Genomic DNA, 20,599 nt, shown 5'->3' with positions numbered 1-20,599 from the left:
CGAACCCCGAGCCGCTCAGCCCGCCGCCGCTGTAGGGCGAACCGCCGATGAACTGCCGGCCTTGTCGATGGCGAAATTGCCCGGGTCGTCGAGCGACTGGCCGTCGCCGTCGAATCGGAGCGCGAGCGTCCAGGCATCCGGAGCAGCCGCGAGGCCGGGCTGGCTCGGCAAAGCGCCCTGTTGGGCGAGATCGAAGAGCGGAACGACCGCGTTGGCGGGGTGCTTCGCGATGTCAGCGAAGGCGCGGAAGGTGTCGACGGGCTCCTCCCCGCCGGCGGGAGCCGCGGCATCCAGCAGGGCGGCGCAGGCGTCGTCGTCGCCCACGCAGGCCGAGAGCATGCCCACCAGCGACTGGAAGGCGGGGAGCGTGGAGGACTCGGAGACGTTCGGCGACGAGGAGATGACCTCGGCCAGTTCTCCGGTGCGAGGGTCGACCAGATTGCCGGCCATCGCCGCGGAATTCACCACTCCGGGAGCCGTGCCAACGATCCCGTCGGTGCTCACGAACTGCGCCATGGCGAAACTGGTGGCGACGGTGGTGCGTTCGTTCACGATGAGGCCGGCGAGGTTCTCCGGAGTCGACGGATCGGCCACGACGGCCGCCAGCACGCCTCTCTGCGCTGGCCCGTTCGGTGCCGCGACGAAGTAGACCACCGCGTCGTCGGCCGGTTCGGCGCTCTCCAGTGAAATCGTGAACGCGCCGCCGTCGGTGGTCTCGGTGCTGCCGACCTTCGTGGGCTGCCGCTCGTCGTCACCCGATTCGTAGGCCGTGACCCGCCAGGAGTCCGCCTGGGGCTCGGCGCGAGCGGCTCGACGACCCCGCTCAAAGTGGCGGCCGATGACCGGCCGCGAGAGGTGACGCCGGGCCGATCCCACCGCTTTGCGCAGGGCTCCGGATAGGATGAGGCGTGATGGAAATTGAAATCGGCCGCGCCAAGCGCGGGCGCCGCGTCTACGCCTTCGACGACATCGCGGTGGTTCCATCGCGTCGCACGAGAGACCCGCAAGACGTCTCGGTGAACTGGTCGATCGACGCCTACCACTTCGACATCCCTGTGCTCGCAGCCCCCATGGACTCGGTGGTTTCTCCGCGCACCGCCATCATGATCGGTCAGCTCGGCGGACTCGGGGTGCTCGACCTCGAGGGGCTCTGGACGCGGTACGACGACCCCGAGCCCCTGCTCGAAGAGATCCGCACCCTGCCCGAGGCGAAGGCCACGCAGCGGATGCAGGAGATCTACGCGGAGCCCATCAAGCCCGAACTCGTGACCGAGCGGCTGGCCGAGATCCGCGCCTCCGGAGTCACCGTCGCGGGCGCCCTGTCGCCGCAACGCACCCAGGAGCTCTACGAGACCGTGGTCGCCGCCGGAGTCGACCTCTTCGTCATCCGCGGCACCACCGTGTCGGCCGAGCACGTCTCGAAGACCGTGGAGCCGCTCAACCTCAAGAAGTTCATCTACGAGCTCGACGTGCCCGTGATCGTCGGCGGCGCCGCGACGTACACCGCAGCCCTGCACCTCATGCGCACCGGCGCGGCCGGCGTTCTGGTCGGGTTCGGCGGGGGAGCGGCGTCGACCACTCGTGCCACGCTCGGCATCCACGCCCCCATGGCCACGGCCGTGGCGGATGTCGCCGGAGCCCGCCGCGACTACATGGACGAGTCGGGTGGCCGCTACGTGCACGTCATCGCCGACGGCGGCCTCGGCACCTCGGGCGACGTCGTGAAGGCGATCGCGATGGGAGCGGATGCCGTGATGCTCGGCACCGCGCTCGCCCGCGCCGACGACGCTCCCGGCGGCGGCTGGCACTGGGGCCCCGAGGCCCACCACTCGCAGCTGCCGCGCGGCAATCGCGTGCATGTCGGTCAGGTGGCGCCGCTCGAGCAGATCCTCTACGGCCCCTCCCCGGTGGCCGACGGCACGGCCAACCTGATCGGCGCGTTGCGCCGCTCGATGGCGACCACGGGATACTCCGACCTCAAGGAGTTCCAGCGGATCGAAGTGGTTGTGGCTCCCTACCGGGTTGATTAGCGTGTGAACTGACGGAGTCAGTTCCTGTCTCTGCGATGAAGGAGAGTCCCATGGCAACGAAGACCTCGGTTTCGCACTCGACGAAGATCGGCCCGGAGGAGCGCGCTGCGGCCATCGAGACTCTCAAGTCGAAGGAACTCGACATCCTCGTGGTGGGCGGCGGCATCGTCGGCACCGGTAGCGCTCTTGACGCCGTGACCCGGGGCCTCCGGGTGGGACTCGTGGAGGCGCGGGACTGGGCATCCGGAACGTCGAGCCGCTCGTCGAAACTCGTGCACGGCGGCATCCGCTACCTCGAGCAGCTCGACTTCCGGTTGGTGCGCGAGGCCCTGATCGAGCGTGGATTGCTGTTGCAGCGCATCGCGCCGCACCTGGTGAAGCCGGTGCGCTTCCTCTACCCGCTGCAGAAGCGGGTGATCGAGCGGGCCTACGTGGGGGCCGGGATGCTCCTCTACGACATCTTCTCCTACTCCGGTGGCCGCCCTCCCGGAGTTCCGCACCACCGGCACCTGTCCCGGCGCCAGGTGCAGACCCTGATGCCGAGCCTCGCGAAGGACGCACTGATCGGTGGCATCACCTACTACGACGCCCAGGTCGACGACGCCCGTTACGTGGCGAGCCTCGCCCGCACCGCCTCGTCGTACGGCGCCCACGTGGCCAGCCGGGTTCAGGTCGAAGGCTTCATCAAGGTGGGCGAGCGGGTGGTCGGCGTGAACGCGCACGACCTGGAGACCGGCGAGAAGTTCGAGATCCGCGCCAAGCAGGTCGTGAACGCCACCGGCGTCTGGACCGACGACACCCAGGCGATGGTGGGCGAGCGCGGTCAGTTCAAGGTGCGGGCGTCGAAGGGCATCCACCTCGTGGTGCCGCGCGACCGCTTCCAGGGCAAGTCGGGTTTGCTGCTGCGCACCGAGAAGAGCGTGCTCTTCGTGATCCCCTGGGGCCGGCACTGGCTGGTGGGCACGACCGACACCGACTGGCATCTCGACAAGGCGCATCCGGCCGCCACGGCCGCCGACATCGACTACCTGCTCGAGCACGTGAACAAGGTGCTCGCGGTACCGCTGACGCGCGAAGACGTGGAGGGTGTGTACGCGGGGCTCAGGCCGCTGCTCGCCGGAGAGAGCGACCAGACCTCGAAGCTCTCGCGCGAGCACCTGGTGGCGCACTCGGTGCCCGGTCTCGTGGTGATCGCGGGTGGCAAGTGGACGACCTATCGCGTGATGGCGAAGGATGCGATCGACGCGGCGGTCTCGGCGCTCGACGGCAAGATCTCGCCCTCGGTGACGCAGGACATCGCCCTGCTCGGCGCGGAGGGATACCAGGCGGCCTGGAACAAACGCGCCAAGATCGCGCGCAAGTTCGGCGTGCACACCGTGCGGATCGAGCACCTGCTGAACCGCTACGGCACCTTGACCGACGAGCTGCTCGACCTCATCCTCGCCGACCCCTCGCTCGCCGAGCCGCTGCCGGGCGCCGACGATTACATCGGCGCCGAGGTGGTCTACGCCGCGTCGCACGAGGGCGCACTCCACCTCGACGACGTGCTCGCGCGTCGCACCCGCATCTCGATCGAGGCTTGGGACCGCGGGGTCTCGGCGGCTCCGGTCGCCGCGAAGCTGATGGCGGGCGTGCATGGCTGGGACGACGACACCACGGAGCGCGAGGTGGCGTACTACCTCGAGCGGGTGCGGGCGGAACGGGCGAGCCAGGAGCAACCCGACGACGAGTCGGCGGAGCGGGTGCGGCTGCAGGCGCCCGACATCGTCGAGACGAACTGAGGTCGTGCGGAGCTCTCCACAGGGCGGATTCCCGGCCTCGTTCTCCACAGGCTGACACCTGCCCGACGAGGCCTGCTCGGGCGGGCCTAAAATAGGAGTATCGCAATCGCGATTCTTCTTGAGGAGACAGCACATGGTGGACGTTCGGCGAGTGAAGCTTCCCGGAGTGGGGGTGCTGCACACCTTCTACACCTCCGACGGCGGGAAGGTGGGCGTGATCGCCCACCGGTCCGGGCACAGCGACCTCATCACCTTCGCCGACGACGGAGAAGGTCCCGACGTGACGAAGGTGTCGCTGCGGCTCTCCGAAGACGAGGCGCACACCCTCGCCGAGCTCCTGGGCGGCACCCAGATCACCGAGTCGCTCACCGCGCTCGACCAGATCCCGGGCCTCAGCATCGACTGGTTCACGGTCGACTACGAAGACCACATCGCCGGGCAGCCGCTGGGCAGCCCCGCGGAGCGCGGGATCGCCGGCCTCACTGTCGTCGCGGTCGTGCGCGGCGACTCCACGAACCCTGCCCCGGCCCCTGACTTCAAGGTCTTCCCCGGCGACACGCTCGTCGTCGCGGGTTCGCCGGAGAAGGTCGCCAAGGCGTTCAACTTCTTCCGCACCGGCGCGGCCAAGGCGAAGGTCGCGGTCGACGGTCCGCCCGGAAACTAGACGGCCGGACGCATGCACCTAGGCCCCGACCTCCTCGTTCTCGGCGTCCTCTTCGTCATCGCCTATGTCCTCGGGCGGCTGGGCAAGTCCATCGGGCTGCCCGCCATCCCGATCTACATGGTCGTGGGCCTCCTGGCGAGCCCGTACTTCGGCTGGTTCCCGATCAATTTCGTGCACGGCGACTACATCGAGCTGATCGCGGTCTTCGGGCTGATCCTCCTGCTGTTCAACCTCGGCCTGGAGTTCGATCAAGACGAGTTCTTCAGCAACGCCGGCAAGCTCATCATCTCCGGCGGCTCGTACATCGCCATCAACATGGTGGTGGGCTTCGCGTTCGGCTTCCTGGTGGGCTGGGGAACTCGCGAGGCCCTCGTCATCGCGGGAATCACCGCGACATCCTCGAGCGCCATCGTCACGAAGCTGTTGATCGAGCTGAACCGGCTCGCCAACCGCGAGACGCCGATGATCCTGGGCGTCACCGTGGTCGAAGACGTGTTCATCGCCATCTACCTCGCCATCGTGTCGGTGGTGCTCTCGGGCGAGACCGAGATCTGGCCCGTGGTGGGCAAGCTCGTCATCTCGTTCGTGTTCCTCATCGTCATGTTCGCCGTCGCGCGCTGGGGTGGGCGGGTGGTGTCGAGACTGTTCCGCACCAAAGACGACGAACTGTTCACCATCCTCTTCTTCGGTCTGGCCATCATGTTCGGCGGTCTGGGCGAGATCCTCGGGGTGACCGACGCGATCGGTGCCTTCCTGATCGGGCTGGTGCTCGGCGCCACCCGGTACCGGAACCGCATCGAGCAGATCGCGATCCCGTTGCGCGATGTGTTCGGGGCCTTCTTCTTCTTGAACTTCGGGTTGGGGCTCGACCCCACGAAGTTCCCCGAGGTCATCCTCCCCGTGGTGATCGCCGTGGTGATGACCATGACGCTCAACATCATCGCGGGCCAGTTCGTGGCGTGGCTGAACGGTCTCGGGCCTCAGGCGGGCATCAACACGGCCGCCATCCTGCAGAACCGCGGGGAGTTCGCGCTCATCCTCGCCACCCTCGCGCTCGCGGCAGGTCTCGACTCGCGCATCCAGCCTTTCGCCGGGTTGTACGTGCTTATCATGGCGATCATGGGCCCGATCCTCGCCGTGAACTCCGAGAAGATCGGCGCCGTGGTGCTGCGCACCAAGAAGAAGCAGGCCGTGGCGAAGGCCCGATCGGCTGAGGCCGCGGAGGCCATCGCGCTGATGGAGGGTGAGAGCCGCGGTGAACTCGACGAGATCCCGGCGGCATACGGCGGCGGCCCCGGCACCCCGGGCAGTGGCGGTGGCGCGGTATCCGTCGTCGACGCCGACACCGGGCTCGATCTCGGCGACGAAGACGACTTCGCCGAACCCGACCGGGCGAACGTCGACCGCCTGATCGAACAGGCCATGCAGCAGTCCGACGAACCGAATCCCCGAGCGAGAGACAGCGAGTATTGAGCATCTTCAGCGTCATGCGACGGCCGCGGTGGATCGCGACCCTCGTTCTGGCCCTCGCGGTGGCCGCCGGGTTCGCCGCGCTCGGCCAGTGGCAGCTCGAGCGTGCGGTCTCGACCGGCACGGTCGTGAACGACCAGACCGAGCAGGTGCGCCCGCTCGCCGAGGTCGCCCAACCGCAGTCGCCGGTGATCGAGACGCAGGCTGCCCAGCGCGTCACGGTTCCGGGGCATTTCGTGGCCAGCGGCTACGACGTGCTGGGCGACCGCTTGAACGACGGAGCGGGCGGCTTCTGGGTGATCGGGCAGTTCGCGGTCGACAGCCCGGCCGACACCTACCTCGCCGTGGCGCTCGGCTGGACGGCGGATGCGGATTCCGCGCTCTCCGTCGCCCGGGCCCTCGCGGCCGATGCGGGCGGATCGGTCTCCGAGACGCTCGTCGGGCGCTATCTCCCGACCGAGGCCCCCGTGCTCTCCGATGACCAGAAGCCCCTCGTCGGCGTCGAGTCGCTCTCCGGCGGAGCTCTGCAGACCACCATGTCGGTCTCTTCGCTCATCAACCGGTGGACGGAGTTCGATCAGGCCGCCGACGTCTACGGTGGGTATGTCGTGACCGACGCCTCCCCGGCCGGGCTCGAGACCATCTCGTCGCCTGAACCCCAGCGCTCGGTGGAACTCAACTGGCTCAACATCTTCTACGCCGCCGAGTGGGTGGTGTTCGCCGGCTTCGCGATCTACCTCTGGTATCGCCTGGTGCGCGACACCTGGGAGCGCGAGCAGGAGGAAGCCGCCGATAACGCTCCGGATGCGCGGGTAGGCTAGTTTCATGGCTCTCGCACCCAAGTTGAAGGACTTCCCGCGCATCCGCGGAGCCCTGAAGTTCTACCAGGTCGCCTCGATCATCACCGGAACGCTGCTGCTCCTGCTCTGCGCCGAGATGCTGCTGAAGTACACCCCGATCGGCCTCGAGCTCGAACTCGGCGGCCCGCGCGGATTCCTCGCGTTCGTGCCCGAAGGCACCACCGTCGCCGTGAACATCAGCCTCGGCATCCTGATCGTGCACGGCTGGTTCTACGTGGTGTACCTCTTCTCCGACTTCCGCCTGTGGAGCCTCATGCGCTGGCCGTTCCTGCGGTTCATCGTCATCGCCCTCGGCGGCGTCATCCCCTTTCTCTCCTTCTTCCTCGAGGCGCGCATCGCCCGCGAGGTCAAGGCCTACCTCGCCACGCGTGAGGCCGAGGCCGCCGCACCCGAACCAGTGGAGGCATCCAATTAGCGGATCAGACACCCCCGCGTCAGCCACGCCCGACCACGAGGAACTGACTCGTCCGGTTCTCGTCGTCGACTTCGGCGCGCAGTATGCGCAGCTGATCGCTCGTCGCGTACGCGAGGCCAGCGTCTACTCCGAGATCGTGCCGCACGACATCAGCGCGGCCGAGGTGGCCGCGAAGAACCCGGTGGGCATCGTGCTGAGCGGCGGCCCTTCGAGCGTCTACGAAGACGGAGCACCTGCCTTCGACTCCGAGATCTTCGAACTCGGCGTGCCCGTGATGGGCATCTGCTACGGCTTTCAGGTGATGGCCCGGGCCCTGGGCGGCGAGGTGGCACAGACCGGCGCTCGCGAATACGGTTCGACCGACATGGCCATCGGAGGTGACGGCGGTTCGCTGCTCGCCGAGCAGCCGTCGGCGCAGACGGTGTGGATGAGCCACGGCGACTCCGTGGTGAAGGCGCCCGAAGGCTTCGAGGTGCTCGCCAGCACCGCCTCGACCCCGGTCGCGGCGTTCGCCAACCCAGCGCGCGGCCTGTACGGCGTGCAGTGGCACCCCGAGGTGAAGCACACACAATTCGGGCAGGACCTCATCGAGAACTTCCTGCACGATGCCGCCGGTATCCCCGCCGACTGGAACCCGGGCAACGTGATCGCCGACCAGGTCGCCGCCATCCGCGCGCAGGTCGGCACCGGGCGCGTGATCTGCGCGCTCTCGGGCGGCGTCGACTCGGCGGTCGCCGGTGCTCTCGTGCACGAGGCGGTGGGCGACCAGCTCGTGTGCGTGTTCGTCGACCACGGACTGCTCCGCGAAGGCGAGCGCCGTCAGGTCGAAGAGGACTACGTGAAGTCCACCGGTGTGCGGCTCGTCACGATCGATGCGCGCGAGCGCTTCCTCAGCGCCCTCGCCGGCGTGAGCGATCCGGAGCAGAAGCGCAAGATCATCGGGCGCGAGTTCATCCGCACCTTCGAGCAGGCGCAGGCCGACCTGGTGGCCGAAGCGGCTGCCGACGGCGACCCCATCCGCTTCCTCGTGCAGGGCACGCTCTACCCCGACGTGGTGGAGTCGGGTGGCGGCAGCGGAACCGCGAACATCAAGAGCCACCACAACGTGGGCGGCCTGCCGGAAGACCTGCAGTTCGAACTGGTGGAGCCGTTGCGTGCGCTCTTCAAAGACGAGGTGCGTGCCATCGGGCGCGAGCTCGGCCTTCCCGAGGAGATCGTGGGGCGCCAGCCGTTCCCTGGTCCCGGGCTCGGCATCCGGATCGTCGGTGAGGTCACCTTCGAGCGCCTCGAGTTGCTGCGACAGGCAGATGCCATCGTGCGCGCCGAGCTCACTGCCGCCGGTCTCGACACCGAGATTTGGCAGTGCCCCGTCGTGCTCCTCGCTGATGTGCGCTCCGTGGGAGTGCAGGGCGACGGCCGAACCTACGGCCATCCGATCGTGCTGCGTCCGGTGTCGAGTGAAGACGCGATGACGGCGGACTGGACGCGCCTGCCCTACGACGTGCTCGCGCGCATCTCGAACCGCATCACGAACGAGGTCGCGGGCGTGAATCGCGTCGTGCTCGACGTGACGTCGAAGCCCCCGGGCACTATCGAGTGGGAGTGACTTCCGGCGCCCGTGGTGGATTCTTCCGCCACGGGCGCTGTGTCGTCACACGACTGACCACCCACTCCAGCGGCCCCTGCTCGAATCGCAACCTCCAGAGGCTCGTGACCACGAGCGTGGGGATCGCGAGGGCGAAGAAGAGCGGAAGGCTCTGCCAACCCAGCAGGCCGGCAGTGGGATGGTTCGCGATGACGAGCCAGAGCACCACGATCTGGGCGCTGTAGACCGTGAGCGGCATCGAGCCGGCCGACGAGATCGGCCACAGGATGCGCGCGGAGACGGTGCGCACCCGTGCGGGCGTCGACTCCGAGAGCCAGACCAGGGCGCCGATCACGGCGACGGCGACCCCGCCGGATGCGATGACCTCGGCGGTCGAGTCGTCGTGCGCGAGCACCGGCTGGCTGAGAACTGCTGCGACGGCGTAGGCGGCGACTGCGGCCAGACTGCCGACGACCACGAGAGTGAACTGCACTCGGGTCTTTCGGATGCCCGACCGCGCGATGAGCAGACCGATCGCGATGTAGGCGAGCCAGACGGGTGCGGGGTAGGTGCCGTCGAGCCACCGTTCGGGAAAGAACAGCCATTCACTCTCGAGCACGACCGCTGCCTGCCCGGTCGCACCGTCGATGGCGTCGCCGATGGCGGTGACCGCGAGCGGCCCGAGCAGCGCGGCTGCGGCCGCCACGATCGCGATCAACCAATGCGGGGCGTAGAGGAGGGGGATCGCGAGGAGGAAGAGGAAGCCGTAGGTGTCGAGGATGATCGCGATCGGGGTGTCGAACGCGGTGAGTGCTACGCCCAGGATGATCAGGAGCAGCCCGCGGAGGGCGACGACGCGGGCGGCGCGACCGCGCGCATCCGGAGCCACGCCGCGCTGACCGCCGGTCATCAGCCCGATCGAGACGCCGGCGATGACGGCGAAGAGGATCGACGAACGACCATCGAACACGGTCTCGGCTTCGGTCTCGGGCACGGTGTGGGCGAAGAGCATGCCGATGAGGGCGATCCCGCGGGCGACGTCGAGGCCGAGGATACGGCCTGAACGCCGAACAGTCTCCGACACCGGATTCGGCCCGCAATGCGGAACGGGGCCATCCATGCGGATGACCCCGTTCTCTCGATGCTCTCCGGGCGGCGGCTGAGTCAGCGCGTCAGCTTCGGAAGATCGCGATGATGCGCAGCAGCTCGAGGTAGAGCCAGACCAGCGTCAGCACGAGGCCGAACGCGGCCGACCAGCCGTACTTGCGGGGAGCGCCGGCCTGGACGCCCTTCTTGATGGCGTCGAAGTCGAGCACCAGCGAGTAGGCCGCGAGCAGCACGGCGAACAGGCCGATGACGATGCCGAGCGGGATGCCGAAGACGACGGCTCCACGCAGACCCCAGGGGTCTGTCACGACGCCAGTGATCATGAGCACGAAGTTCAGGAGCGAGAACAGGCCGTAGCCGATGATCGCGATCAGGAAGATCTTGGTGGCGCGCTTGGAAGCACGGATCTTGCCGCTCGCGAACAGCGCGAGGGTCACACCGAACACGGCGAGGGTGGCGAGCACGGCCTGCAGCACGATTCCTGACCACTGCGACTCGAAGAAGCCGGAGATGCTGCCGATCGCGAGCCCTTCGAAGGCCGCGTAGAGCATGATCAGCGGAACGGACGGCTCTCTCTTGAACGCGTTGACCAGTCCGAAGACCAAGCCACCGATGACGCCGCCGATCATGAGGCCGAGGCCCAGCACCGTGGGAACCGGGAAGTTGGCGATGAACCCGACCGCCGCCGTTGCCAGCAGCACCACGAACATGAGCACGGTCTTGACGATCGTGTCTTCGTAGCTCATCCGGTCGGTCTCGGACGGCGTGGCCGCCGGCCGGTCGTACATGTCTTGCAGGCCCTCGGCCGAGATGGTGGGAACCTGCGCCGGCGCACCCTTGCCGTTGAACACCGGATTTCGCGAGAAGGCGGGGTTGCTCGAAGACGCTTCAGCCATGTCAGTCTCTTCTGTGTGGGGAACGTGAACGTGGACACCTCTAACTTAGTGCACCCTCACCAAGAACTCACTGGCAGTACGCCGAATTCCCGCCGCATACCAGGCTGGATGCAAGGGCGGCGAGCGCGTTCGGCGTAGCGTGTCAGCGTGATGGATTTCCTGGGTGTGCATCCTCTCGTCATCGGCCATCGCGGGGCGAGCGGCTATCGCCCCGAACACACCGTCTCGGCCTACGAGCTGGCCTTCGGGCTCGGCGCCGACGCCATCGAGCCCGACGTCGTGGTCTCCCGCGACGGAGTGCCGGTGGTGCGGCACGAGAACGAGATCTCGGGCACCACCGACGTGTCGGAGCATCCGGAGTTCGCCGATCGTCGCAGCACCAAGGAGATCGACGGCCGGCCGCTGACCGGGTGGTTCACGGAGGACTTCACCTGGCCCGAACTGCAGACGCTCAGGGCGAAGGAGCGCCTGCCCGCCGTTCGGCCCTCGAGCGCGAGCTTCGACGGGCGGTTCGGGCTGCTGCGCCTCTCCGACGTGCTGCGCATCGTCGACGAGGCGGAAATGGATGCCCCGGGCAACCCGGCCGACGCGGAATCCCCGAGCATCGCCACGGCTCGGCCCTCGGCCGTCGTCGAGTTGAAGCACGCGACCTACTTCGACTCCATCGGTTTGCCCCTCGGAGAGATCGTGGCGGCGGAACTGGCCGAGTCGGGGTGGGCCGATCGAGCGGATCGCCTCGTCATCGAGAGCTTCGAGAAGACGGTGCTGCTCCAATTGCGTCGACGCGGTCTGCCCGCGCGCTACACCTATCTCATCGAAGACGGCGGCGCCCCGTTCGACGTCGTGGCCCGGGAAGGCTCGCGCGCCCCGGGCTACGCCTCGCACCTCACCGACGCGGGCCTCGCCGAGTTGGTGGGCGAGGTCGACGGGATCAGCGTCGACAAGTCGATCATCATGCCGCGCGACCTCGCCGGAGCCGCGCACCGCAGCTCGGACATCGTGTCGCGGGCGCACGCGGCGGGCCTGCAGGTGTTCACCTGGACCCTCCGGGCCGAGAACCGCTTTCTCCCCCGCAACTTCCGGCTGGGGAACGACAAAGCCGCTTTCGGGCAATGGGAACAGGAGTTCCGGGCCATCCTGGACACCGGTGTCGACGGTGTCTTCGCCGACCAGCCCGACCTCGCGGTCTCGGCACGCGGCACTGTCGGTGGCGCGGCCTAAACTTGGTGCAGCATGAGCGACACCACCGAAACCACTCCCCGCATCACGCCGATCGTGGTCGGCGGCACGGGGCCTGCCACCGACGACGAGTTGCTCGAAGGGCTGAACCCCGAGCAGCGCGAAGCGGTGGTCTACCGGGGTTCTGCGCTGCTGATCGTTGCCGGCGCGGGCAGTGGCAAGACCCGGGTGCTCACCCACCGCATCGCGAGCCTGATCAAGGGCGGCGAGGCGTGGCCGAGCCAGATCCTCGCCATCACCTTCACGAACAAGGCGGCCGCCGAGATGCGGGAGCGCGTCGGCCAGCTGCTCGGGCAGGTGGCGGAGGGGATGTGGATCTCCACCTTCCACTCCGCCTGCGTGCGCATCCTCCGCCGCGAGGCCGAGAATTTCGGCTTCACCAAGAGCTTCACCATCTACGACTCGCAGGATTCGCGGGCCCTGGTGAAGCGGATCATCAAAGACCTGCAGGCCGACACCTTCGGCTTCACGGTGGCTCAGGTCACGGGCAAGATCTCCAAGCTCAAGAACGAGCTGACGGATGTGGAGAGCTACGCGCGACAGGCGAACTTCTCCGACCCGAACGACGCGATGTTCGTCGAGATCTTCCGGGCCTACTCGCGGGCGCTGCGCGATGCGAACGCCTTCGACTTCGACGACCTGATCAGCCAGACCGTCTACCTCTTCCGCGCGTTCCCGCAGGTGGCCGAGAAGTATCAGCGGCGCTTCCGGCACATCCTGGTCGACGAATATCAGGACACGAATCATGCGCAGTACGCGCTCATCCGCGAACTGACCAAACCGCCGGAGTCGAACGAACTGGCGGGCATCCCCGCGTTCGGCGGAGGTGGCGCCTCGCTCACCGTGGTGGGTGACTCCGACCAGTCGATCTACGCCTTCCGGGGCGCCGACATCCGCAACATCGTCGAGTTCGAGCGCGACTTCCCCGGAGCGCGGGTGGTGCTGCTCGAGCAGAACTACCGATCGACCCAGAACATCCTCTCGGCAGCGAACTCGGTCATCTCGAACAACTTCGATCGCAAAGACAAGAAGCTCTGGACCGCGGTGGGCGACGGCGAGAAGATCGTCGGCTTCACCGGATATTCCGGTCATGACGAGGCACAGTTCGTAGCCGACGAGATCGCCAAGCTGCGCGAGGGCGGAATGGCCTACAACCAGATCGCCGTGTTCTACCGCACCAACTCGCAGACCCGTGCGCTGGAGGAGATCTTCATCCGCTCCGCCCTGCCGTATCGGGTGCTGGGCGGCACCAAGTTCTACGAACGCGCCGAGATCAAAGACGCCATGGCCTATCTCACCTCGGTGGCGAATCCCTTCGACGGGCTGGCTCTGCGCCGCATCCTGAACACCCCGAAGCGCGGCATCGGGCCGGCGACGGAGACGCAGTTGGCGTCGTTCGCCGAGCGCGAGAACGTGAGCTACCGCGAGGCGATGCGCCGCGCCCCCGAGCTCGGGCTGGGCCCGAAGGTGACGGGTGCGATTCTGCAGCTCGCCGCCCTGCTCGACGAGGCCACCGAACTCGTGACGCCGGATCGCCCGGGCGGCGAAGCCCCGGTGAGCGAGGTGCTCGCGCTCCTGATGGAGCAGAGCGGTTACGTGAAGAGCCTGCGGGCGACCCGCGACCCGCAAGACGAGGCGCGCGCTGAGAACGTCGAGGAGCTGCTCGCCGTGACGAAGGAGTTCAACCGCAACAACCCCGACGGCACGTTGCTCGACTTCCTCACCGAGGTCTCCCTCGTGGCCGCGGTCGACGATCTCGACGACTCCAGCGGCACCGTCTCGTTGATGACGCTGCACACGGCGAAGGGCCTGGAGTACGAAGCCGTCTTCCTCACCGGCGTCGAGGAAGACCTTCTGCCCCACCGGATGTCGGCGAGCGAGCCCGGGGGGCCGGCCGAGGAGCGGCGCCTCTTCTACGTGGGGATCACCCGGGCGAAGAAACGGCTCTTCCTGTCGCTCGCGATGACCCGCGCCCAGTTCGGCGAGACCGCGGTGGCCATGCCGAGCCGCTATCTGCAGGAGATACCGGCCGAGCTGATCGACTGGATCCAGTCGCCTGGTATGGCCACCTCTCGCGGCGGTTCCGAACCGCGGGCCCTGAACGCCAACCGCGGTCGGGGGAGCTACGGTGGCGGTTCCCGCTGGGGCAACGACTCGGGACTCGGCATCCCGCCGGGCCCTCCCCGGCCGAAGACCGAATGGGCCAACCGGGTCACCGGGCAGGTGCGCGACAACGGTGACCTCGAACTCCAACCGGGCGACCGCATCCGTCACACCGATTTCGGTGAGGGACGGGTGAACCAGGTGACCGGCGAAGGCGCCAAGCGCGTCGCCCATGTGCAGTTCGAAGCTGCCGGGCCGAAGAAGCTCTTGATCAAGATCGCGCCGATCGAGAAGATCTGAGCCGGTCGTCATCGCCAGCGCCGAGAGGTGAGGCCGAGGCCCGCCAGCCCGGCGATGACCGCGCACACCGCGAGCACGGTGGACATCACGGTCGGAGTTCCGCCTCCGCCGGTCTGGGGCAGTCGAGCCGAAACGGGCGGTGTCGGCGAAGCCTCGGGGGCCGGGGGAGTGGTGGGCGCGGACACAGCCACCGATTCCGACTCGTGCACCCGTGAGTCGGAGAATGCCGGTATGAGCGCGGGCGAATCCGCGCGAGCGGACGGATCGCTGCCAGCCGACTCGAACACGAAGTAGTAGAAGCCGGGTGCTGTGACCGGGATGCAGGGTGTCTCGTGGGTGCCGTTCGTCGCGATGGCAGTGGTGACGGTGCCCGCCACCGGGAAGTCGATCCAGCCCTTCGGCGTCGACCCCTCCGCGGGCCGATCGGTCAACGGGCCGAGCAGCGTCGAGGTGACGGTGATCGGCTCGGCGCCCTCGGGGAAGCCGTCGACGGTCAGCCGGTCGCTGACGCAGCCATGGTCGGAGATCTGACCCGCTGAGGCGACGGTGGCGATCTGCGGAGAGGCCGGCACGACGGTCGTCTCCGAGGCGACGCCGAACTTCGACGCCCAGGCCATCAACCGGTCACCACCCTTCTCGAACGGGGTGCGGGCGGGGTCGATCGAATCGGTCCAGACGTAGAACCCCGCCTCGGGCACCTCGCACGGCGGTGACTCGAGGGTGCCGGGCCCGGTCTCCACCACGGACTCGACCGTACAGACCACGGGCGCATCGGCCGGCGCGGCATCGCTCTCCACCGGCCGTGCCGGGAACGGCCCGAGCAGCACGCTCTCGATCACGACCGGGATGGGCGCGAACGATCCATCGGGCGCCCGGTACACACCCCACTCGTCTCCCGTGGGCGAGTCGGGGTGCACGCCGAGCTCGAGGGTGTCGGTGAGGGTTGCGCCAGGCTCTGCGATCGCGCTGCTCGTGGTGGTCTGCACCTGGGGGCCGAACGGCAGCCCGGTCGGCCCGCGTTCCGCATCCGACGCCCGCGCCGACGTGGGGAACGGTTGCGTCACGAGGAGGTTCTGGCTGTCGCCCGTGTTACGGCCGAGACGGAAGCCGGACCCGAACGGCAGATCGTCGTAGACGACGTCGACCGACACCTGCTCGGTGGCACCCGACTGCTCCGGATGGATTCGTGTGACCACCCCGTTGCCGACCAGGGCGGTGGTGCCGCCTCCGTCGAAGGTGGCACCGTGCAGCGTCATCCGCCCTGCGAAGGAGCCGGGGGTGACGATCTCCGGGCCGGAGAGGTAGTCGGCCGTCAGCTGGGAGACCACGGAGCCTTTGGAGCCCTCGAGCACCAGCTCGGCTGTCGCCGAGGCCCCGCGCGACGCCCCCGCGCCGCCGTTCGCGACCTGCAGCATGTGGTTCGCTGCCTGTATCACCAGATCGGCATCGTCGTTGGCGCGCTGCGCGAAGTACGCCTGGTCGTGACCCGCGAGGCCCGTGATGGTCCAGACCGCGAGTTGGGCCGCAGCCGCCGTCAAGGGATCGCCGGGTGCTCCCCACCGTCGCGAGATGAAGGCCAGCCGAGCCGAGTCGTCGGCCGAGAACCAGCCGGCGTCGGAGCCGTCGACGTAGTCGAAGTCGGCGCCGTGCGGTGCCGGACGCGTCACATCGATGCAGTAGCCGAAGTTGCCGTCATCGAGTTCGTAGTTGCCGAGCCACGACGTGTGATCGACTTTCCAGATCACCCCCTGGCCGTGCGCGACGGCCTGCACGGCGAAGGCTGTCGCTCCTGCTGAGAGGGCGAGCGAGACGGTGATGAGACTGAGGAAGAAGGCGATCAGGATGCGCGGGATTCGGTTCATGAATCCAGCGTGAACGGCGCGCATCCGGCGCGACATGACCGGCGGAGATCTGTGCACAGTCGTGCCGATCCGGGCATCCGGGGAGGACAAGACGGCCCTCGTGGCGGGGGTAGAGTTCTAGGTGGTGTCCGGAGCGATGAAGGGGAACCTTCTCTTCGTCGAGCCTTGAGTCATGCCCCGTCCACATGGGGCGACGAGAAGAAATCGATTGGAAGACCAGCGTGGATCTATTCGAGTACCAAGCCCGTGATCTGTTCGAGCGCTACGGGGTGCCGGTTCTGCCGGGCATCGTCGCCGACACTCCCGAAGAGGTCAGGGCGGCGGCCGAACAGCTCGGCGGCGTCACCGTGGTGAAGGCCCAGGTCAAGGTGGGCGGACGCGGCAAGGCCGGCGGCGTGAAGGTGGCCAAAGACCCCGAGGCGGCCGAAGAAGCAGCCAAGGCCATCCTGGGTCTGGACATCAAGGGCCATGTCGTGAAGCGCGTCATGGTCGCCGGCGGCGCCCGGATCGCGGAGGAGTTCTACTTCTCGGTGCTGCTGGACCGCGCCAACCGCTCCTACCTCTCGCTCACCAGCTACGAAGGCGGCATGGAGATCGAGCAGCTCGCCGTCGAGCGCCCCGAGGCCCTCGCCCGCATCGAGGTCGACCCGATCGCGGGCATCGACCTCGAGATCGCGAAGCGGATCGCCGTCGACGCCAAATTCCCCGCCGAGCTGGTCGACAAGGTCGCCCCGGTCTTCGTGAAGCTGTGGGAGGTCTACAAGGGCGAGGACGCGACCCTCGTCGAGGTCAACCCGCTCGTGCTCACCGAGGAGGGCGACATCGTCGCTCTCGACGGCAAGGTCTCGCTCGACGAGAACGCCGGATTCCGTCACCCCGACCACGAGGCGCTCGAAGACGCCGAAGCAGCCGACCCGCTCGAGGCCAAGGCGAAGAAGAACGACCTCAACTACGTGAAGCTCGACGGCGAGGTGGGTGTCATCGGCAACGGCGCCGGCCTCGTGATGTCGACCCTCGACGTGGTCTCCTACGCCGGTGAGAAGCACGGCGGCGTGAAGCCGGCCAACTTCCTCGACATCGGCGGCGGAGCATCCGCCGCGGTCATGGCCGCCGGACTCGACGTGATCCTCGGCGACCCGCAGGTGAAGAGCGTCTTCGTGAACGTCTTCGGCGGCATCACCGCCTGCGACGCCGTGGCGAACGGCATCGTCGGCGCCCTCGAGGTGCTGGGCGACAGCGCGACCAAGCCCCTCGTGGTGCGGCTCGACGGCAACAAGGTGGAGGAGGGCCGCGCCATCCTGCAGCAGGCCGCGCACCCCCTCGTGACCCTGGCTCTGACGATGGACGACGGCGCCGACAAGGCCGCCGAGCTCGCCGCAGCGGCGAAGTAAGCAAAGGACAAAGAATGTCGATTTTTCTGAACAAGGATTCCAAGGTCATCGTCCAGGGCATCACGGGCGGTGAGGGCACCAAGCACACCGCCCTCATGCTGAAGGCCGGCACCCAGGTGCTCGGCGGCGTGAACGCCCGCAAGGCCGGCACGACGGTCAGCCACACCGACAAAGACGGCAACCCGATCGAGCTGCCCGTGTTCGGCACGGTCAAGGAAGCCATCGAGGCCACCGGCGCCGACGTGTCGATCGCGTTCGTGCCTCCCGCGTTCTCGAAGGACGCGATCATCGAGGCCATCGACGCCGAGATCCCGCTGCTCGTCGTGATCACCGAGGGCATCCCGGTGCAGGACACCGCCGAGGCCTGGGCCTACGCGAAGCAGAAGGGCAACGCGACCCGCATCATCGGCCCGAACTGCCCCGGCATCATCAGCCCCGGTGAGTCGCTCGTGGGCATCACCCCCGCGAACATCACCGGTAAAGGCCCGATCGGGCTCGTCTCGAAGTCGGGCACGCTGACCTACCAGATGATGTACGAGCTGCGCGACCTCGGCTTCTCGACCGCCATCGGCATCGGCGGCGACCCGATCGTCGGCACCACCCACATCGACGCGCTCGCCGCGTTCGAGGCCGACCCCGAGACGAAGGCGATCGTGATGATCGGCGAGATCGGCGGCGACGCCGAGGAGCGCGCGGCCGACTTCATCAAGGCCAACGTCACCAAGCCGGTCGTCGGCTACGTCGCGGGCTTCACCGCCCCTGAGGGCAAGACGATGGGCCACGCGGGAGCGATCGTCTCCGGCTCGGCCGGAACCGCCCAGGCCAAGAAGGAGGCCCTCGAGGCCGCCGGAGTGCGCGTGGGCAAGACGCCGAGCGAGACCGCAGCGCTCCTTCGCGAGGTCTACGCAGCGCTGTAACGTCGAGAACCGCAAACGTCGCGGCAACCGAGTCATAGAGCGGCCCGGTCGCCGCGACGTTTGCGTTTCTGAACCAGTGCGCTCGCCCTGGCACAATGAGTGCATGACGCAGGTGCGCAGCGAACAGAGTCTGTATCGGCGGCTGCGGCATGAGCTGGTGACGCCCGAGTCGATCTACGGAACCATCATCGTCAGCGCGCTGATCGTGATCGCCGACGACGACGAGAGCGACTTCAACCTCCTCGTCGTGGTCGCCGGCACCAGCTTCGTGTTCTGGATCGCTCACGTCTTCGCCGCCACCGTCGCCCACCACGGCAAGCGCGGCGGCGTCGAGATCCCGATCGGCGAGGCGCTCGGAAATGCCGTGCGGCACTCCGCCGGACTCCTGATCGCGGCCATCATCCCGATCCTCGTGCTCGCGCTCGGCGCCGCGGGCATCCTCTCCGAAGACCTCGCCTACCTGCTCGCCCTGTTCGTGGGCGTCGTCATCCTCTTCGTGCTCGGCACCCTCGCCTTCGCCGAACGGGGTAGCCGTTGGTACTTCTGCCTGCTCGGCGGCCTCGCCACGGGTCTGCTCGGCGTCGCCGTCATCCTGCTCAAGGCCGTCTTCCACTGACCCCACCGGCGAGCTCGCCGAGACCGAGCGCGCCGTCGACGGATGCGCCGACCCGGCGGGTAGGCTCGGCCACGCATGAATCGACCAATCACCGCTCTGCTCGCCGCCCTCGACGCGGTGATCGTCGTCGCAATCGGCGTGGGCATCCCTCTCATCCCGCTCACCATCCTCTGGGCGACGCAATTCGGCCTCGCGATCGACTGGCTGGTGTTCTGGCGGGCTTCCGGCGACGCGTGGCTCCTCGGCAACGGCGTCGACGTGCTCTTCACGATCGACCCCGACCTGGCGCTGCGACTCGCGCTCGACGGCGCGCAGGTGCCGTTCGAGGTCGGCATCGCGCCCCTCGGATTCGCCCTCGTGACCGTGCTGCTCGGCGCGCGGTCGGGCAGACGCTTGGCGGCCACGCCCTATCCGGTCACCGGCGCCGTCGTCGGGGTGGTGAGCCTCGGTGTGTTGGCAGGCCTCGTCGCGCTCAGCGTGCGCGATCCGGCTGCCGTGCCTTCGCTGGCGCAGAGCCTGCTCTACCCGGCCTTCGTCTATGCCATCGGCCTCGCGATCGGCTACGCGTGGACCTCGCGCCGGGTCGCTCCTGTCGAATTCGGCGCGACGTCGGGCATCCGCCGCCGCTGGAGCACCCGGCTCTCGGCCATCGCGCCGGGCGACCGCGGACTCGTGGCCCTCGTGCTCCGAGCCGGCACCATCGCCGCTGCCGGCGTTGTGGGGCTCGCCGCGGTGGCGATGGCGCTCATCCTGGTCTTCGGCTTCTCGTCGATCGTCTCACTCTACGAGAGCCTCCAAGCCGGCCTCCTCGGCGGCATCTCGCTCACCCTGGCACAACTTGCCCTGTTGCCGAACCTCATCATCTGGACGGCGAGCTGGTTCGTCGGCCCCGGATTCGCGCTCGGCGCCGGATCGGCCGTGTCTCCACTCGGCACCCAGATCGGGCTGGTGCCGTCGCTGCCGGTGTTCGGGGCGCTGCCACACGGAACGCCCGCACTCGGATTCGCCGGTCTGCTGGTGCCGATCGTGGTCGGCTATCTCACGGCGGCCGTGCTGCGGCCCGCCTTCCTCGCGAACGTGAACGGTCGAATCGGACCCAGCCTGAGCACCGCGCGAACCGGCGGTGCCCGGGCGCTGCGGCTCGTGCTGACCGCGGTCGGCGGGGGCGTCGTCGGTGCGAGCATCCTCGCCCTCCTCGCGCTCTGGTCGGGCGGCGCGGCGGGGCCGGGGCGGCTGGCCGAGGTCGGGCCGGATGCGGGCTGGGTCTGGGTGTGGGCCTTCGTCGAGCTGACCGCCTCGATGCTGCTGGGCCTGCTCGCCGGAGCCCGCACAGGAGGCCCGGGCGCTGCCGATAGACTGTGAC

Annotated in this window: 17 protein-coding genes; 13 read left to right on the top strand and 4 right to left on the bottom strand. The window is 68.2% G+C overall.

The annotated features are described in order from the left end of the window. Positions 1 to 15: 15 nt before the first annotated feature. The gene (locus BLW00_RS00820) at positions 16 to 876 is read right to left on the bottom strand and encodes a hypothetical protein (protein ID WP_092547859.1); all 861 of its coding nucleotides are present in this window, start codon (positions 874 to 876) and stop codon (positions 16 to 18) included. Positions 877 to 911: 35 nt separating this feature from the next. On the opposite strand from BLW00_RS00820, the gene BLW00_RS00815 reads away from it, so the two are divergent. From BLW00_RS00815 to guaA, 7 genes are all read left to right on the top strand, one after another. Beyond that, entirely contained in the window at positions 912 to 2,030 is a 1,119-nt protein-coding gene (locus BLW00_RS00815; protein WP_092547856.1) for a GuaB3 family IMP dehydrogenase-related protein, read from the top strand. Positions 2,031 to 2,080: 50 nt separating this feature from the next. After that, positions 2,081 to 3,811 carry a glycerol-3-phosphate dehydrogenase/oxidase gene (locus BLW00_RS00810; protein ID WP_092547853.1) on the top strand — a complete coding sequence of 577 codons (1,731 nt, stop codon included), beginning with the start codon at positions 2,081 to 2,083 and terminating at the stop codon, positions 3,809 to 3,811. A gap of 133 nt (positions 3,812 to 3,944) precedes the next feature. Further along, the gene (locus BLW00_RS00805) at positions 3,945 to 4,475 is read left to right on the top strand and encodes a cation:proton antiporter regulatory subunit (protein ID WP_092547850.1); all 531 of its coding nucleotides are present in this window, start codon (positions 3,945 to 3,947) and stop codon (positions 4,473 to 4,475) included. Positions 4,476 to 4,487: 12 nt separating this feature from the next. Continuing rightward, positions 4,488 to 5,948, top strand: coding sequence for a cation:proton antiporter (locus BLW00_RS00800; RefSeq protein WP_092547848.1), 1,461 nt, complete (start codon positions 4,488 to 4,490; stop codon positions 5,946 to 5,948). Next, positions 5,945 to 6,766, top strand: a complete 822-nt coding sequence (locus BLW00_RS00795; protein ID WP_092547845.1) for an SURF1 family cytochrome oxidase biogenesis protein — start codon at positions 5,945 to 5,947, stop codon at positions 6,764 to 6,766. Before BLW00_RS00800 ends, BLW00_RS00795 begins: the two co-directional genes overlap by 4 nt. Positions 6,767 to 6,770: 4 nt before the next feature. Continuing rightward, positions 6,771 to 7,220, top strand: coding sequence for a DUF3817 domain-containing protein (locus BLW00_RS00790; RefSeq protein ID WP_092547842.1), 450 nt, complete (start codon positions 6,771 to 6,773; stop codon positions 7,218 to 7,220). Between the two features lie 43 nt (positions 7,221 to 7,263). Then, positions 7,264 to 8,826: a glutamine-hydrolyzing GMP synthase gene (guaA, locus tag BLW00_RS00785; protein WP_092551750.1), complete on the top strand. Its 1,563-nt coding sequence runs from the start codon at positions 7,264 to 7,266 to the stop codon at positions 8,824 to 8,826. On the opposite strand, the gene BLW00_RS00780 is transcribed toward guaA, so the two are convergent. After that, positions 8,810 to 9,889 (bottom strand): DUF418 domain-containing protein, encoded by a 1,080-nt coding sequence (locus BLW00_RS00780; protein WP_175494071.1) that lies wholly within the window; start codon positions 9,887 to 9,889, stop codon positions 8,810 to 8,812. The genes guaA and BLW00_RS00780 overlap by 17 nt on opposite strands. Before the next feature lie 88 nt (positions 9,890 to 9,977). Then, positions 9,978 to 10,808, bottom strand: coding sequence for a Bax inhibitor-1/YccA family protein (locus tag BLW00_RS00775; protein WP_092547840.1), 831 nt, complete (start codon positions 10,806 to 10,808; stop codon positions 9,978 to 9,980). Between the two features lie 150 nt (positions 10,809 to 10,958). On the opposite strand from BLW00_RS00775, the gene BLW00_RS00770 reads away from it, so the two are divergent. Further along, positions 10,959 to 12,029, top strand: coding sequence for a glycerophosphodiester phosphodiesterase family protein (locus BLW00_RS00770; RefSeq protein ID WP_092547839.1), 1,071 nt, complete (start codon positions 10,959 to 10,961; stop codon positions 12,027 to 12,029). Positions 12,030 to 12,041: 12 nt separating this feature from the next. Next, on the top strand, positions 12,042 to 14,450 hold the full coding sequence (locus BLW00_RS00765; RefSeq protein ID WP_092547838.1) for an ATP-dependent helicase: 2,409 nt from the start codon (positions 12,042 to 12,044) through the stop codon (positions 14,448 to 14,450). 8 nt (positions 14,451 to 14,458) lie between these two features. On the opposite strand, the gene BLW00_RS00760 is transcribed toward BLW00_RS00765, so the two are convergent. After that, positions 14,459 to 16,312 carry a hypothetical protein gene (locus BLW00_RS00760; RefSeq protein WP_139256567.1) on the bottom strand — a complete coding sequence of 618 codons (1,854 nt, stop codon included), beginning with the start codon at positions 16,310 to 16,312 and terminating at the stop codon, positions 14,459 to 14,461. A 221-nt stretch (positions 16,313 to 16,533) separates the two neighbouring features. Here BLW00_RS00760 and sucC point away from each other — a divergent pair, with 221 nt between their 5' ends. The 4 genes from sucC to BLW00_RS00740 all read left to right on the top strand — a co-directional run bounded on the left by sucC (position 16,534) and on the right by BLW00_RS00740 (position 20,598). Next, the gene (sucC, locus tag BLW00_RS00755; protein ID WP_092547833.1) at positions 16,534 to 17,703 is read left to right on the top strand and encodes an ADP-forming succinate--CoA ligase subunit beta; all 1,170 of its coding nucleotides are present in this window, start codon (positions 16,534 to 16,536) and stop codon (positions 17,701 to 17,703) included. A 14-nt stretch (positions 17,704 to 17,717) separates the two neighbouring features. Continuing rightward, the gene (gene sucD, locus BLW00_RS00750) at positions 17,718 to 18,620 is read left to right on the top strand and encodes a succinate--CoA ligase subunit alpha (RefSeq protein ID WP_092547831.1); all 903 of its coding nucleotides are present in this window, start codon (positions 17,718 to 17,720) and stop codon (positions 18,618 to 18,620) included. 103 nt (positions 18,621 to 18,723) lie between these two features. Continuing rightward, positions 18,724 to 19,236: a hypothetical protein gene (locus BLW00_RS00745; RefSeq protein WP_092547828.1), complete on the top strand. Its 513-nt coding sequence runs from the start codon at positions 18,724 to 18,726 to the stop codon at positions 19,234 to 19,236. A gap of 75 nt (positions 19,237 to 19,311) precedes the next feature. Continuing rightward, positions 19,312 to 20,598 carry a cell division protein PerM gene (locus BLW00_RS00740; RefSeq protein WP_092547827.1) on the top strand — a complete coding sequence of 429 codons (1,287 nt, stop codon included), beginning with the start codon at positions 19,312 to 19,314 and terminating at the stop codon, positions 20,596 to 20,598. Position 20,599: the final 1 nt, after the last annotated feature.

The organism is Herbiconiux ginsengi (assembly GCF_900107435.1).
Classification (GTDB): Bacteria; Actinomycetota; Actinomycetes; order Actinomycetales; family Microbacteriaceae; genus Herbiconiux; species Herbiconiux ginsengi.
The sequence above is the reverse complement of the archived record's forward strand: the minus strand, read 5'-3'. Positions and strand labels throughout refer to the sequence as shown.